Genomic DNA, 13,794 nt, shown 5'->3' on the forward strand with positions numbered 1-13,794 from the left:
TGCATCCCATCACACGGCTTTCACATGGGGAAGGGGAAACTTTCACACGACAGGTATATGTCCGGGATATGAGACTTTAAGTCGATGAGCGGTACGCGCCGGTCACGGCGCGGGGAGTGACGGCGCCCCGTCAGGCCTGCTTCGAGGCGAGTTCGACGATCGTGATGTCGGAGGGCGCCCCGACCCGGACCGGAGGCCCCCAGGCGCCCGCGCCCCGCGAGACGTACAGCTGCGTGTCCCCGTACCGCTCCAGGCCGGCGACGGTCGGGTTGGCGAGCTCGGCGAGGTAGTTGCCGGGCCAGAGCTGACCGCCGTGGGTGTGCCCGGAGAGCTGGAGGTCCACGCCGTGGCGCACGGCGTCGTGGACCACGATCGGCTGGTGCGCGAGGAGCACCGCGGCGCGGGCCCGGTCGCGGTCGCCGAGGGCCCGCGCGAAGTCGGGGCCCCGGCCCTCGCTCTCCCCCGCGACGTCGTCGACGCCGGCGAGGTCGAAGCCGGCCGGGATCTCCACGCGCGCGTTGCGCAGCGGACGCAGGCCGAGCTCCCGGACGTGGTCGACCCAGGCGTCGGCGCCCGAGAAGTACTCGTGGTTGCCGGTCACGAAGAAGGAGCCGTGCCGGGCCCGGAGCCGGGCGAGCGGCTCGGCGGCCGGGCCGAGGTTCTCGACGGTCCCGTCGACGAGGTCGCCGACGACGGCGATCAGGTCGGGCTGGGCGGCGTTGATCGAATCGACGATCCGCTGGGTGTGGGCGCGCCCCAGGATCGGCCCGAGGTGGATGTCGGACACGACGGCGATCCGGTAACCGTGCGCGGCGCGCGGGATCTTGGCCAGCGGCACGGTGACCCGCTTGACCCGGGGCCCGCGCAGCACCCCGTACGTCCCGTACCCGACGGTCCCGAGGGCGACGGCAGCCGCGGATCCCCCGACGACCCGGGAGACGAAGAGCCGCCGGGAGAGCTCGGCCTCCGTCGCGGCCGCGGGTACGGACTCCGCGGGCGCGGGCGCGGGCGCTGCGGGCACGGCCTCGGTCACGGGCTCCGCCGGAGCGGCCGTCAGGGGCGCGGGTACGGCCACGGGCGCGGGCTCCGCCGGAGCGGAGGCCGCGGCGCGACGCCCCGTCCAGGCGCGCAGGAGCGGCCGGACGGCCTCGCCGACGACCAGCGCCAGGACCAGGTAGAGGAGCACGGCGAGCCAGAGGAAGCCCGGCCAGGCGACCGTCCGCTGGAACCAGAAGGGCGCGCCCGCCCGCGAGGAGACCAGGGCGGCGAGCGAGAGCAGCGGCAGCACCACGACGGCGGCCGTCCCGAGCCGGCGCGCGGTGCTCCCGGCCGCCGTGACGTCCCGCACGAGGCGCCGCCACACGTACCAGTGCACGCCACCGAGCAGCGCGAGCACCACGACCAGGACCAGCAGAAAGACGACCACGCCCCCGCAACCCCTCTTCTAGGCGTCCGCGCGGCGCGCGGCGCGCACCCCACGCAACCCGATCACGCCGATCACCGTCCCCAGGACAAAGGACGTGACGGCAAGCAGCAGATGAACCCAGAAGTAGGCCGTCGGGTCGCCCGCGTCGTCGAAGGCGAGGCCGCTCCCGTCGTTCCAGAGGTTCTTGACGAAGGTGACCCAGATGAACCAGGACCACACGCCGAAGGCGAGCAGGAACCAGGAGACGCGGCGGCTGAGCTTCATGTCCCCAGTATCGCCGTCGGCCTCCCGGCCCCCGCTTCCGGGTGGAGGACGGCGGGCGAACCGCCTGCCGGGGTTCGGATCGGTTGTGCGTACCTGTACGTTCTCGACCGTGTCTGCTTCGAAGAAGACCGCTTGGGCGGTCGCCGCTGCTGTGCTCCTGCCGCTCGTCACCGCCGCGCCCGCGGCGCACGCGGACGGAAAGGACGGGAAGGACAAGCAGCCCAAGCCTCCCGCCGTGATGTCCCGGGTCGGCGGTTCCCTGCTCGGCAAGCCGGGGACGCAGGTGCTGCTCGGCCCCGGCGCTCCGGTGCTGCCGAAGGAGCTGTCCGGTCGCTCCTGGATCGTCGCCGACGCGGAGAGCGGGCAGATCCTCGCCGCGCACAACGCGCACTGGCGGCTCGCCCCGGCCTCCACGCTCAAGATGCTCTTCGCGGACACCCTGCTGCCGAAGTTCCCCAACAAGACGCAGAACCACCTGGTCACCACCGCGGACCTGGCCGGGATAGGAGACGGCTCCAGCCTGGTCGGCATCAAGGAGAAGCAGACCTACAGCGTCCGCGACCTGTGGCTCGGCGTGTTCCTCCGCTCCGGCAACGACGCCGTGCACGTGCTGACCAGCATGAACGGCGGTCTCCAGCGGACCGTGCAGGAGATGAACGACCAGGCGACCGAACTCCAGGCCCTCGACACCCACGTGGTCACCCCGGACGGCTACGACGCCCCGCGCCAGGTCTCCTCCGCGTACGACCTGACCCTCATCGCCCGCCACGGCATGCAGAACCCGGACTTCCGCGCGTACGCCGCCACGGCCCGCGCCACCTTCCCCGGCGAGGCCAAGCCGGGCAAGAAGCGCGAGACCTTCGAGATCCAGAACACCAACCGGCTCCTCACCGGAGACAGCGGCGTCGCCCCGTACCAGGGCATCGCCGGGGTCAAGAACGGCAACACCACACACGCCGGCGCCACCTTCACCGGGGTCGCCGAACGCAACGGCAGGGTCCTGCTCGTCACCGTCATGAACCCCTCCTCGGAGGAGCAGCACGCGGTCTACCGGGAGGCCGCCCGGCTGCTCGACTGGGGCTTCGCCGCCTCCGGGAAGGTGACGCCGGTGGGTGAACTGGTGCCGCCGCTCTCCGCGCGCACGGCGTCCCCCACCCCGGTGGACGGCACGGCTCCGGAGGGCGGGAAGGACACCCCGCGGAAGCCGGTCCACGCGGCCGCGCCCGCCGTCGGGAAGACCGGCGGGATGGGGATCGCGCTGGCCGTGGCGGGCGGTGTCCTCGTCCTCCTGGCCGCGGCCGGCTTCCTGGTCAACCGTCGCTGGCCGCTGGCCGGGGCCGCGGCCCGTCGGCGCCGTTCCCCGTCTCCGGAGGAGACTTCGGCCCCGGGTCCGAAGGACTCGGCCGACGTGACTCCGTAGCCGTCCAGGCCGCGCAGAACAGCAGCAGTTTCGCGGTGAAGTTGATCCAGAGGAGCAGGGCGACCGGAACGCCGAACGCCCCGTACATCGACTTCGCCGCGACCCCCTTCATGTAGCCGCCGAGCAGCAGCTTCAGCAGTTCGAAGCCGACCGCGCCCATCAGTGCCGCCGTCACGAGGTCCCGGCGGTGCGGTTCGACGCCCGGCAGCAGCGTCAGCACGTACAGCAGGATCAGGAAGTCGGCGACGACGCCGACGAGGACGGCCGCCGCCTGGAGCAGGACGCCGCCCGCTCCCCCGCCCGAGATGCCGAGCCGGTCGGCGCTCCAGCCGACGGCGGTGGAGCCGAGCCAGGACGCGGCGAGCGAGCCGAGCGCGACGCCGCCGAGGCCGAGGAGGATCAGCGCGTCCTTCCCCTTGAGCACGATCGGGTTGCCCTCGACGTCGTCCAGCCCCCAGACCGCGCGCAGGCACTCCCGCATGGAGCCGATCCAGCTGATGCCGGTGACGAGCAGGACGGCGCCGGCGACGATCCCGATCGTGCCGGCGTTGGCGACGAGCCCGCCGATGTCGAGCTGGTCGGAGATGCCGGGCACCTGGTCGCCGATCTTCTTCTCGATGGTGTCGAGTTGGGCGTCGGTGAGGAGCGCGGCGCCGATCGCGGCGGCGACCGTGATCAGCGGGAAGAGGGCGATGAAGGAGACGAAGGTGATCGCGGCGGCGAGCCGCGTCCAGTGCGCCGCGTCGAGGGTCTCGTACGCGTGCCAGCCGTGGGTCCGCATGAGGCGGGCGACCCACGGGCCGATGACGGGGAGTCTGGTCAGCCAGTCCATGTCGTACGTCTGCTCCTCGCGCCGTCGCTCACTCGGGTCACTCAGGTACGAGAATCCCCCGCCGGGGGGCGGGGACCCGCGACCGACATCCCGTACGGCGTGACCGGTGCCGGGCCGTGGGGCCCCTTCCCGGTGGTCCTTGCGTTCCTTCGGGCATCCGTTCCGACGAGCCGCTCCGCAATACCGGCACAATCGCCATATCCGGCTATACGGTCACCTCCATGGCTGTCGAGACCCGCGTCCCGGACGAGGACTGCGAAGCGATCAGCGGTTGGGGCCGCACCGCCCCCACCCTCGCGCGCGTGCACCGGCCCCGCGGGTACGCCGAGGCCGTCGAGGCCGTCCTCGCCCCCGGCCGCCGGGGTCTCGTCGCCCGCGGCCTCGGCCGCGCGTGCGGCGACGCCGCGCAGAACGCCGGCGGCACCGTCCTCGACATGACCGGCTTCGACCGCCTCCTGGCCGTCGACACCGCCGCCGGGCTCGTCGTCTGCGAGGCGGGCGTCACCCTGCACCGGCTGATGGAGGCGCTGCTGCCGTTCGGCTGGTTCCTCCCCGTCGTCCCCGGCACCCGGTACATGACCGTCGGCGGCGCGATCGGCGCCGACGTCCACGGCGGGAACCACTCCGTCGCGGGTTCCTTCGGCCGGCACGTGACCGCGCTCGAACTCCTCACCGCCGACGGGCGGATCCGCGCCGTGTCGCCGGGGACCCCGCTCTTCGACGCCACCACCGGCGGCCTGGGCCTGACCGGTGTGGTCCTCTCGGCCACCCTGCGGCTGCTGCCCGTCGAGACCTCCCTGATGCGCGTGGACACCGAGCGCGTCCCCGACCTCGACGCGCTGCTGACCCGGCTCGCCGACGGCGGCCGGCGGCACTCCTACTCCGCCGCCCGGGTCGACCTGCTCGCCCGGGGCGCCGCCACCGGCCGCGCCGTCCTGACCCGCGGCGACCACGTGCCGTACGACGCGCTGCCCCGCCGCCACCGGGCCCGCCGCGAACCGCTGGCCTTCCGGCCGGGGCGGCTGCCCGTGCCGCCGCCGTACGTCCCCGGCGGACCGCTCGGCCGCACGTCCGTCGGGCTCCTCAACGAGTTCTGGTACCGCGGGGCCCCTCGCGCCGCCACCGGCCGTCTCCGGTCGCTGCCGGCCTTCTTCCACCCCCTCGACGGCGTCCCCCACCGGAACCGGATCCACGGGCCCGAGGGCTTCGTCCGGTACCGGTTCGTCGTCCCGTACGGGCAGGAGGACGCCCTCCGGCGGATCGTGCGGCGGATCGCGGACCGGCGCCTCCCCTGCTTCCCCGCCGTCCTGCGACGGCTCGGCGCGGGCGGCCCCGGCCCGCTCTCCTTCCCCCTCCCCGGCTGGTCCCTCGCCCTCGGCCTCCCCACCGGCCTGCCCGGACTCGGGCGCTTCCTCGACGCGCTCGACGAGGAGGTCGCGGGCGCCGGCGGTCGGATCGACCTCGCCGAGGACTCCCGGGTCCGGCCGGAGGCCCTGGCCGCGATGTACCCGCGGCTCGACGAGTTCCGGACGCTGCGCGCGGCGCTCGACCCGCGGTCCGTCCTCGTCTCGGACCTCGCCCGCCGTCTCGGCCTCTAGCGCCTCTAGCGCCTCCAGTACCCCAGGGGCTCAACGCCCCAAGAAGTTCAAGGAGTTCAGGGAGCTCATGTGAAGGACGCCTTCGGTGCCCCGCAGTCGCTGCTCGTCCTCGGCGGCACCTCCGAGATCGGGCTCGCCACCGCCCGCCGGCTGATCGCGCGCCGCACCCGCACGGTCCGGCTGGCCGGCCGCCCCTCCCCCGCGCTCACGGCCGCCGCGGACTCGCTGCGCGCGCTGGGGGCGGACGTGCGCACCGTGCCCTTCGACGCGCTCGACACCGCGTCGCACGAGGAGGCGCTCGGGGAGGTCTTCGCCGAGGGGGACGTCGACATGGTGCTGCTCGCCTTCGGGGTCTTCGGCGACCAGGCGCGCGACGAGTCGGACCCGGTCGCCGCCGCCCGGGTCGCGCAGACCAACTACACGGGTGCCGTCTCGGCCGGTCTGGTGTGCGCGGGCGCGCTCCAGGCGCAGGGGCACGGTTCGCTGGTGGTGCTCTCGTCGGTGGCGGGCGAGCGGGCGCGCCGCGCCGACTTCATCTACGGCTCGTCGAAGGCGGGGCTCGACGTCTTCGCCCAGGGGCTGGGGGACGCGCTGTACGGCACGGGCGTGCACGTCATGGTCGTGCGGCCCGGGTCCGTGCGCTCGAAGGCGACGGCCGGGCTCGCGGAGGCGCCGCTCGCGACGACCCCGGAGGCGGTCGCGGGCGCGATCGAGCTGGGGTTGCGGCGGCGCTCGGAGACGGTGTGGGTGCCGGGCTCGCTGCGGATGGTGATGGCGGCGGTGCGTCACGTGCCGAGGCCGCTGTTCCGGCGCCTGCCGGTGTGACGTACGGCTCCGGGCGCGCTGAGGCCGGGCCCCGGGGGGGTCAGGCCGTCGGCGTCGGGGTGTCGACCGGGCTGCCGCCCTGGGCGGGGACGGCGGCGATCGGGCGGCCGCTGCCGAACTCGTAGTCGTACAGCTTCCGCCAGACCCCGTCCGGGCCCTGCTCGTAGAGCGCGAAGGAGCGGCAGGTCCAGGCCGCCTCGTACCCCGCGAGCTCCTCGAACGCCCGGTCCATCCCCTCCTCGGAGATGCCGTGCGCCACGGTGACGTGCGGGTGGTACGGGAACTGGAGCTCGCGCACCAGCGGCCCGGCCTCGTCGCGGATCCGGTGCTGGAGGCGGTGGCAGGGGGTGACGCCCTCCTCCAGCTTCACGTAGACGACCGGGGAGAGCGGGCGGAAGGTGCCGGTGCCCTTGAGGCGCACGGGGAACGGCTGGTGCTCGGCGGCGACGCCCGCGAGGTGGGCCTCGATCTCCGGCAGCCGCTCCTCGGCGACCTCGGTCGGCGGGACCAGGGTGACGTGCGTGGGGATGCCGTACGCGGCCGGGTCCCCGAAGCCGGCGCGCCGCTCCTGGAGCAGGCTGCCGTAGGGCTCCGGGACCGCGATCGAAACGCCGAGCGTTACGGTCCCCACGTCGTTCTCCTCCGTCGTCCGTCGAAATGTGTACGGGTGGTGCAGCGCCAGTGTGCGGCCTGCACCACCCTTTCGGCCAGGGTCCTTGGACTCGGTGCCGTCTCAGTGCTTGGCGGGCAGGAAGCCGATCCGCTCGTACGTCTGCGCCAGCGTCTCCGCGGCGACCGCGCGGGCCTTCTCCGCTCCCTTGGCCAGGACCGAGTCCAGCGTCTCCGGGTCGTCCAGGTATTCCTGGGTGCGGGCCCGGAACGGCGTGACGAAGTCCACCATGACCTCGGCGAGATCCGTCTTCAGCGCGCCGTACATCTTGCCCTCGTAGCTCTTCTCCAGGTCCTCGACGGACGTGGAGGTGAGCGTGGACATGATGCTGAGCAGGTTGGAGACGCCGGCCTTGTTCTCCGGGTCGAAGCGGATCACCGTCTCGGTGTCGGTGACGGCGCTCTTGACCTTCTTCGCGGTGACCTTCGGGTCGTCCAGGAGGTTGATGAGGCCCTTCGGCGTCGACGCCGACTTGCTCATCTTGATCGTCGGGTCCTGGAGGTCGTAGATCTTCCCCGTCTCCTTGAGGATGTACGGGGCGGGGATCGTGAACGTCTCGCCGAAGCGGCCGTTGAAGCGCTCCGCGAGGTCGCGGGTCAGCTCGATGTGCTGGCGCTGGTCCTCGCCGACCGGAACCTGGTCGGCCTGGTAGAGCAGGATGTCCGCGACCTGGAGGATCGGGTACGTGAAGAGGCCGACGGTGGCGCGGTCGGCGCCCTGCTTGGCGGACTTGTCCTTGAACTGGGTCATGCGGGAGGCCTCGCCGAAGCCGGTGAGGCAGTTCATGACCCAGCCGAGCTGGGCGTGCTCGGGGACGTGGCTCTGGACGAAGAGGGTGCAGCGCTCCGGGTCGAGGCCGGCGGCGAGCAGTTGGGCGGCGGCGAGCCGGGTGTTGGCGCGCAGCTCGGCGGGGTCCTGCGGGACCGTGATCGCGTGCAGGTCGACGACCATGTAGAAGGCGTCGTGGGTCTCCTGCAGGGCGACCCACTGGCGGACGGCGCCGAGGTAGTTGCCGAGGTGGAACGAGCCTGCGGTGGGCTGGATTCCGGAGAGCACACGGGGACTGTCAGAGGCCATGCACATCATTCTCTCAGGTGTGGGACCGTTCCCCGACTGCCGTCCGCCGGGAGCGTGCGGACCCGGTCCCCGATGAGACCGGGAACACAGCGCGGCGGTGGCCTCGCGCCCCGGGGGACAGGAGCGCGGGGCCACCGGGCCCGGGTCCTGCCGGCTAGACCGGGAGGCCCGGGGCGGGGTGGGCGGCCATGAGGTCGGCGACCTCGGCGCGGACCGCGCGGAGGGAGTCCTCGTCGCCCGTGCCGGCGGCGGTGACGGCGCGGTCGATCCACTCGGCGACCTTCGCCATGTGGTCCGTGGTGAGGCCGCGGGAGGTGAGGGAGGGGGTGCCGATGCGGATGCCGGAGGGGTCGAAGGGCTTCCGCGGGTCGTAGGGGACGGTGTTGTAGTTGACGACGATCCCGGCCCGGTCGAGGGCCTTCGCGGCGGTCTTGCCCGGGACCTGCTTGGGGGTGAGGTCGATCAGGATCAGGTGGTTGTCGGTGCCGCCGGAGACCAGGTCGAAGCCGCGGGCGAGGAGCGCCTCGGCGAGGGCCTTGGCGTTGGCGACGACGGCGTGGGCGTAGTCGCGGAAGGAGGGCAGGGAGGCCTCGCGGAGGGCGACGGCGATGGCGGCGGTGGTCTGGTTGTGGGGGCCGCCCTGGAGGCCGGGGAAGACGGCCTTGTCGAGGGCCCTGGCGTGCTCCTCGGTGGACATCAGCATGGCGCCGCGCGGGCCGCGGAGGGTCTTGTGGGTGGTCGTGGAGATCACGTCGACGTGGCCGACCGGGGACGGGTGGGCGCCGCCCGCGATGAGGCCGGCGATGTGGGCGACGTCGGCGACGAGGACGGCGCCGGACTCGCGGGCGATCTCGCCGAAGGCGGCGAAGTCGATGGTGCGGGGCAGTGCGGTGCCGCCGCAGAAGATGACCTTCGGGCGCTCCTTGAGGGCGAGGTCGCGGACCTGGTCGAAGTCGATGAGACCGTCGTCCTCGCGGACGCCGTACTGGACGCCGCGGAACCAGGTGCCGGTGGCGGAGACGCCCCAGCCGTGGGTGAGGTGGCCGCCCATGGGCAGGGCCATGCCCATGACGGTGTCGCCGGGCCGCGCGAAGGCGAGGTAGACGGCGAGGTTGGCCGGGGAGCCGGAGTAGGGCTGGACGTTGGCGTGGTCGACGCCGAAGAGGGCCTTGGCGCGCTCGATCGCGAGGGTCTCGACCTGGTCGATGTTCTGCTGGCCCTCGTAGTAGCGGCGACCGGGGTAGCCCTCGCTGTACTTGTTCTGCAGGACGGTGCCGGAGGCTTCGAGCACGGCGGCGGAGACGTAGTTCTCGCTGGGGATGAGGCGCAGGGTCTCGGCCTGGAGCCGTTCCTCGGCGCCGACGAGGGCGGCGAGCTCGGGGTCGGCGGCGGCAAGTGCGGGGTGCTGCTGCGGGGTGGTCATGGTGAGGTCCTCCGGGCGTTCGGCGGATCGTCCCGGGGCGGGGTGCCGCACGGGACGGGGGTCCCGTGATGCCCAGGCGAGCGGCACCTCGTGTTCGTGGAGCGCGCGCGGCTCCCCCGGGGTCGCTTCCCCGTACGCCAGTCGCCGTGCGTGTCTCCACAGTAGCGGGCGCGTCGCGGCCGAGGTTTCCCCGTCCGGCATCCGAGCGACGATAAGAAGGGGGCCACAGCCCCTGGGGAGAGCCATCCCGAGCCGCAGGACGAACGGAGACCCCGTGTCGAGGACAGAAGAGGCGATCGCTTCCGCGGACGCGCACAGCGCGCACAACTACCACCCCCTTCCGGTCGTCGTCGCCTCGGCGGACGGTGCCTGGATGACCGACGTCGAGGGCCGTCGCTACCTCGACATGCTCGCCGGGTACTCGGCGCTCAACTTCGGACACGGCAACCGGCGTCTGATCGACGCGGCGAAGGCGCAGCTGGAGCGGGTGACGCTGACCTCGCGCGCCTTCCACCACGACCGGTTCGCCGAGTTCTGCGCGCGGCTCGCGGAGCTGTGCGGCAAGGAGGCGGTGCTGCCGATGAACACCGGGGCGGAGGCGGTCGAGACGGCCGTGAAGACCGCCCGGAAGTGGGGGTACGAGGTGAAGGGCGTGCCGGACGGGCACGCGAAGATCGTGGTGGCGGCGAACAACTTCCACGGCCGGACGACGACGATCGTGAGCTTCTCGACGGACCACGAGGCGCGGGACCACTACGGGCCGTACACGCCGGGGTTCGAGATCGTGCCGTACGGGGACCTGACGGCGATGGAGGCGGCGGTCACCGAGAACACGGTGGCGGTGCTGCTCGAACCGATCCAGGGCGAGGCGGGGGTCCTGGTCCCGCCGGCCGGCTACCTGGCGGGGGTGCGGGAGCTGACGCGGCGGCGGAACGTGCTGTTCATGGCGGACGAGATCCAGTCGGGCCTGGGCCGGACCGGGCGGACGTTCGCGTGCGAGCACGAGGGCGTGGTGCCGGACGTGTACATCCTGGGGAAGGCGCTGGGCGGCGGAGTGGTGCCGGTGTCGGCGGTGGTGGCCGACCGCGACGTGCTCGGGGTGTTCCGGCCGGGCGAGCACGGGTCGACGTTCGGCGGGAACCCGCTGGCGTGCGCGGTGGCCCTGGAGGTCATCGCGATGCTGCGGACGGGTGAGTTCCAGGAGCGGGCGGCGGAACTGGGCGAACACCTCCACGCGGAGCTGGGGCTGCTCGTGGGCGGCGGCGCGGTGGAGACGGTGCGGGGGCGCGGGCTGTGGGCCGGGGTGGACGTCGTGCCGTCCAGGGGGACGGGCCGACAGATCTCGGAGCGGCTGATGGAGCGGGGGGTCCTGGTGAAGGACACGCACGGGTCGACGATCCGGATCGCGCCGCCGCTGGTGATCTCGAAGGAGGACCTGGACTGGGGGCTGGAGCAGCTGAGGTCGGTCCTGACGACTTGACGCACCGCGCGGCGGCCACTTACGGGGCGGCGCCCCTCCCGCACCTCCGTACGGGGCCCGCGCCCTGCGGGGCAGGGCTCCCGCCCACCCGCCCGTGTGGGCAATCGTCCCGCTGGGGCGGGACGGGTGGGCACACGGGACGGCGCCCTTAAGCGGCGCCTCCGCGTCCCGCGCCTGGACCCGCACCCCGTGTGCGGCGCACCGGCGGTGACCGTTCAGGCGCGGGAGCCTAGGCCCGGCAAGGGGCGCCGTTCCGTTGTGCCCACCCGTTCCGCCCCAGCGGAACGACTGCCCACAACGGGGGCGGTGGGGTTACAGGATCACGTGAGGGAGGAAGCGGGCGTACTCGTCCGTGACGAGGCCCGTCGACTCGCGGATCCCCAGCCCCGCCGCCTCGTCCTCCACGACCCACGCCCCCAGCACCACCCGGTTGCCGTCGAAGTCCGGCAGGGGGGCCAGTTCCTGGTAGCAGCAGGCCTCCCCGTCCCGTACGAAGGGCTCCGTACCGGCCTCGTGCAGGGTGACGCCCGCCCCCTCGCGGCCGAGCAGCGGCTTGGCGACCCAGCCGCTGGTGGAGGCGAGTTCGCGCGGCCCGTCGAGGTAGGCGGGCAGCAGGTTGGGGTGGCCGGGGTTCAGCTCCCACAGGATCGCGAGGAGCGCCTTGTTGGAGAGCAGCATCTTCCAGGCGGGTTCGATCCAGCAGGTCGTGCCGGTGCCGCCGCCGTTGTCGAGGGTGTCGAGGACGTGCGGGCCGAAGCGGTCGGTGGTCAGCCACTCCCACGGGTAGAGCTTGAAGCAGCTGCGGATGAAGCGGAGCCGGTCGTCGACGAAGCGGCGCGAGAGCCGGTCCCAGCCGATCCGTTCGACGGAGAGCGCCTCGGTGTCGAGTCCGGCCTGCTGGGCGGTCTCGCGCAGGTACGCGACCGTCATCAGGTCCTCGCCGAGTTCGTCGCCGTCCGAGTGGGCGAAGTGGACGGGGCCGGGCGGGAGGAGGTGGGCCTGGCGCTTCCAGGCGTCGACGAGCCGCTCGTGGAGGGAGTTCCACTGGTCGGCGCCGGGGAACCGTTCCTCCATCCAGAACCACTGGGGGCTCGCCGCCTCCACCAGGGAGGTGGGGGTGTCGGCGTTGTACTCCAGCATCTTGGCCGGGCCCGTGCCGTCGTAGCGGAGGTCGAAGCGGCCGTACAGGGAGGGGAGTTCGGCGCGTCGGCGCCAGGACTCGGCGACCAGGCCGGCCAGTTTCGGGTCGGTGATGCCGAGTTCGGCGAAGCGGTCGTGCTCGACGATGTGCGCGGCCGCCGCCAGGCACAGCGCGTGGAGTTCCTCGACGACCTCTTCCAGGGCCTCGACCTCGGGCAGCGAGAAGGAGTAGTACGCGCTCTCGTCCCAGTACGGGCGCAGCGAGCCGTCCGGGTAGCGGGTCAGGGGGTAGACGAGCCCCTGCTCCTCGACGGTCTGCTGCCAGCCGGGCCGGGGTTCGACGGTGTGGCGTTCCATGGTGCGTGCGTGCCCGTCCCTCTCAGCCGCCGCCGGTGCCGGAGCAGCCGAAGCCGCCGCTGTCGACGGCGGTCTTGTCGAAGCTGCCGCCGCTGACGCGCTTGTCGCGGACGGATCCGCCGTAGTAGTACGCGCCCCGGGTGGTGCCGCCGTTGTCGTCGTCGCTTCCGCCGCCGCTCTCGCACCGGTAGCTGGGCAGTTCCTCCCGGGTCAGCGGGTCCACGCACCGCCGGTCCGGCTCCGAACCGCACGCGGTGATCGTCGCCGCGAGCACACCCATCCCGCCGAGCACCACCGTGCTCGACCTCAGCCTGCGCATGTCCGTCGCCTCACCTTCGCTGTCGCGAACCCGTCACGTCCGTCGCGACCGCACAGTGTAGGCCGGTGTTTTCCGGCCGCACCCCCTAGAGTCTTTTCGTGCTACTCGGGATGATTTGCGCGCTGGCCTCGTCCGTCTGCTTCGGCGCGGCATCGGTGCTCCAGGCGATGGGGGCCCGCGCCGCCGCGCCGGGGACGGGGGGCGGCGTCGACGTCGCGCTGATGGGGCGGGTCCTGCGGCAGTGGCGGTATCTCGCCGGTCTCGGGATGGACGCCCTGGGCTTCGTCCTGCAGATCGTGGCCCTGCGGACGCTGCCCATCTACATGGTGGGCGCGGCCCTCGCCGCGAGTCTGGCGGTCACGGCGGTCATCGCCTCCCGGGTGCTGAAGGCGCGGCTGAGCCGGGTGGAGTGGGCGGCCGTGGCCATGGTCTGCGCGGGGCTCGCGATGCTGGCGCTCGCCTCCGGCGAGGAGGGCCACCGGGACGGCTCGGCCGCGCTGGACTGGGCGCTCCTCGGGATCTCCTTCGGGGTCCTGCTGGTCGGCGTGGTGGCGGGCCGGCTGCCGGCGCGGTCCCGGGCGCTCGTCCTGGGTCTCGGGGCGGGTGTCGGTTTCGGGGTGGTGGAGGTGGCGGTCCGGCTGATCGACGGCGTCGATTTCGCCGATCCCGTCTGGTATGCGCTGCTGGTCGGCGGCGGGGCGGCGTTCCTCCTGCTGACCTCGGCGCTCCAGCGCGGTTCGGTGACCACGGCGACGGCGGGCGCGGTGCTCGGCGAGACGATCGGGCCCGCGATCGTCGGGGTGGCCTGGCTCGGGGACCGTACGCGGGACGGGCTCGGCTGGCTGGCGGTCGTCGGCTTCGCCGTGGCGGTGGCGGGCTCCCTGACGCTGGCCCGCTTCGGCGAGGCCCCCGCCCCCGCCCCGAACCCGGACCCTGCGCCGGAGTCCGCCGCGCCGTAGCGGC

The 13,794-nt window shown here is 73.2% G+C and carries 13 protein-coding genes and 1 riboswitch; of the genes, 5 read left to right on the forward strand and 8 right to left on the reverse strand.

The genetic code is table 11. The annotated features are described in order from the left end of the window. Positions 1 to 130: 130 nt before the first annotated feature. Both ACIGW4_RS11130 and ACIGW4_RS11135 read right to left on the reverse strand, forming a co-directional pair. Complete coding sequence (locus tag ACIGW4_RS11130; RefSeq protein ID WP_398710266.1) at positions 131 to 1,426, reverse strand: metallophosphoesterase; 1,296 nt, start codon at positions 1,424 to 1,426, stop codon at positions 131 to 133. Between the two features lie 18 nt (positions 1,427 to 1,444). Then, the gene (locus ACIGW4_RS11135) at positions 1,445 to 1,690 is read right to left on the reverse strand and encodes an SCO4848 family membrane protein (RefSeq protein WP_359589775.1); all 246 of its coding nucleotides are present in this window, start codon (positions 1,688 to 1,690) and stop codon (positions 1,445 to 1,447) included. A gap of 109 nt (positions 1,691 to 1,799) precedes the next feature. On the opposite strand from ACIGW4_RS11135, the gene ACIGW4_RS11140 reads away from it, so the two are divergent. Further along, on the forward strand, positions 1,800 to 3,110 hold the full coding sequence (locus ACIGW4_RS11140) for a D-alanyl-D-alanine carboxypeptidase family protein (protein ID WP_399579825.1): 1,311 nt from the start codon (positions 1,800 to 1,802) through the stop codon (positions 3,108 to 3,110). On the opposite strand, the gene ACIGW4_RS11145 is transcribed toward ACIGW4_RS11140, so the two are convergent. Further along, positions 3,001 to 3,942 carry a YihY/virulence factor BrkB family protein gene (locus ACIGW4_RS11145; RefSeq protein WP_123454881.1) on the reverse strand — a complete coding sequence of 314 codons (942 nt, stop codon included), beginning with the start codon at positions 3,940 to 3,942 and terminating at the stop codon, positions 3,001 to 3,003. The genes ACIGW4_RS11140 and ACIGW4_RS11145 overlap by 110 nt on opposite strands. 221 nt (positions 3,943 to 4,163) lie before the next feature. Here ACIGW4_RS11145 and ACIGW4_RS11150 point away from each other — a divergent pair, with 221 nt between their 5' ends. Then, positions 4,164 to 5,540: an FAD-binding protein gene (locus ACIGW4_RS11150; protein WP_399579828.1), complete on the forward strand. Its 1,377-nt coding sequence runs from the start codon at positions 4,164 to 4,166 to the stop codon at positions 5,538 to 5,540. 69 nt (positions 5,541 to 5,609) lie between these two features. After that, the gene (locus ACIGW4_RS11155) at positions 5,610 to 6,365 is read left to right on the forward strand and encodes a decaprenylphospho-beta-D-erythro-pentofuranosid-2-ulose 2-reductase (RefSeq protein WP_399579831.1); all 756 of its coding nucleotides are present in this window, start codon (positions 5,610 to 5,612) and stop codon (positions 6,363 to 6,365) included. Between the two features lie 40 nt (positions 6,366 to 6,405). On the opposite strand, the gene ACIGW4_RS11160 is transcribed toward ACIGW4_RS11155, so the two are convergent. The 3 genes from ACIGW4_RS11160 to glyA all read right to left on the reverse strand — a co-directional run bounded on the left by ACIGW4_RS11160 (position 6,406) and on the right by glyA (position 9,535). After that, positions 6,406 to 6,996, reverse strand: coding sequence for a 2'-5' RNA ligase family protein (locus ACIGW4_RS11160; RefSeq protein WP_123454874.1), 591 nt, complete (start codon positions 6,994 to 6,996; stop codon positions 6,406 to 6,408). Between the two features lie 102 nt (positions 6,997 to 7,098). Then, on the reverse strand, positions 7,099 to 8,112 hold the full coding sequence (trpS, locus tag ACIGW4_RS11165) for a tryptophan--tRNA ligase (RefSeq protein WP_123454872.1): 1,014 nt from the start codon (positions 8,110 to 8,112) through the stop codon (positions 7,099 to 7,101). Positions 8,113 to 8,266: 154 nt separating this feature from the next. Further along, positions 8,267 to 9,535, reverse strand: a complete 1,269-nt coding sequence (gene glyA, locus ACIGW4_RS11170) for a serine hydroxymethyltransferase (protein WP_398710257.1) — start codon at positions 9,533 to 9,535, stop codon at positions 8,267 to 8,269. Between the two features lie 63 nt (positions 9,536 to 9,598). Then, a riboswitch (ZMP/ZTP riboswitch) is annotated at positions 9,599 to 9,690 on the reverse strand. 119 nt (positions 9,691 to 9,809) lie between these two features. Between glyA and rocD the strand changes: the two genes are divergently transcribed. Beyond that, complete coding sequence (gene rocD, locus ACIGW4_RS11175) at positions 9,810 to 11,015, forward strand: ornithine--oxo-acid transaminase (protein WP_123454869.1); 1,206 nt, start codon at positions 9,810 to 9,812, stop codon at positions 11,013 to 11,015. 312 nt (positions 11,016 to 11,327) lie between these two features. Here rocD and ACIGW4_RS11180 read toward each other — a convergent pair whose 3' ends face one another. Then, positions 11,328 to 12,512, reverse strand: coding sequence for a glutathionylspermidine synthase family protein (locus ACIGW4_RS11180; RefSeq protein WP_359591032.1), 1,185 nt, complete (start codon positions 12,510 to 12,512; stop codon positions 11,328 to 11,330). A gap of 22 nt (positions 12,513 to 12,534) precedes the next feature. Then, the gene (locus ACIGW4_RS11185; RefSeq protein ID WP_185094614.1) at positions 12,535 to 12,831 is read right to left on the reverse strand and encodes a hypothetical protein; all 297 of its coding nucleotides are present in this window, start codon (positions 12,829 to 12,831) and stop codon (positions 12,535 to 12,537) included. Positions 12,832 to 12,941: 110 nt separating this feature from the next. On the opposite strand from ACIGW4_RS11185, the gene ACIGW4_RS11190 reads away from it, so the two are divergent. Beyond that, a complete protein-coding gene (locus ACIGW4_RS11190) occupies positions 12,942 to 13,790 on the forward strand; it encodes a hypothetical protein (RefSeq protein WP_123454861.1) in 849 nt (282 codons plus the stop codon). Positions 13,791 to 13,794 lie beyond the last annotated feature (4 nt).

Source organism: Streptomyces sp. NPDC053513 (assembly GCF_044544765.1).
GTDB classification, from domain to species: domain Bacteria; phylum Actinomycetota; class Actinomycetes; order Streptomycetales; family Streptomycetaceae; genus Streptomyces; species Streptomyces litmocidini.

Excerpts from the sequence above, each read along its gene's own strand:
- ACIGW4_RS11145 (WP_123454881.1), bottom strand. The coding sequence starts at position 3,942 with ATGGACTGGCTGACCAGACTCCCCGTCATCGGCCCGTGGGTCGCCCGC.
- ACIGW4_RS11150 (WP_399579828.1), top strand. The coding sequence starts at position 4,164 with ATGGCTGTCGAGACCCGCGTCCCGGACGAGGACTGCGAAGCGATCAGC.
- ACIGW4_RS11185 (WP_185094614.1), bottom strand. The coding sequence starts at position 12,831 with ATGCGCAGGCTGAGGTCGAGCACGGTGGTGCTCGGCGGGATGGGTGTG.
- trpS (WP_123454872.1), bottom strand. The coding sequence starts at position 8,112 with ATGGCCTCTGACAGTCCCCGTGTGCTCTCCGGAATCCAGCCCACCGCA.
- ACIGW4_RS11180 (WP_359591032.1), bottom strand. The coding sequence starts at position 12,512 with ATGGAACGCCACACCGTCGAACCCCGGCCCGGCTGGCAGCAGACCGTC.
- glyA (WP_398710257.1), bottom strand. The coding sequence starts at position 9,535 with ATGACCACCCCGCAGCAGCACCCCGCACTTGCCGCCGCCGACCCCGAG.
- ACIGW4_RS11135 (WP_359589775.1), bottom strand. The coding sequence starts at position 1,690 with ATGAAGCTCAGCCGCCGCGTCTCCTGGTTCCTGCTCGCCTTCGGCGTG.
- ACIGW4_RS11190 (WP_123454861.1), top strand. The coding sequence starts at position 12,942 with ATGATTTGCGCGCTGGCCTCGTCCGTCTGCTTCGGCGCGGCATCGGTG.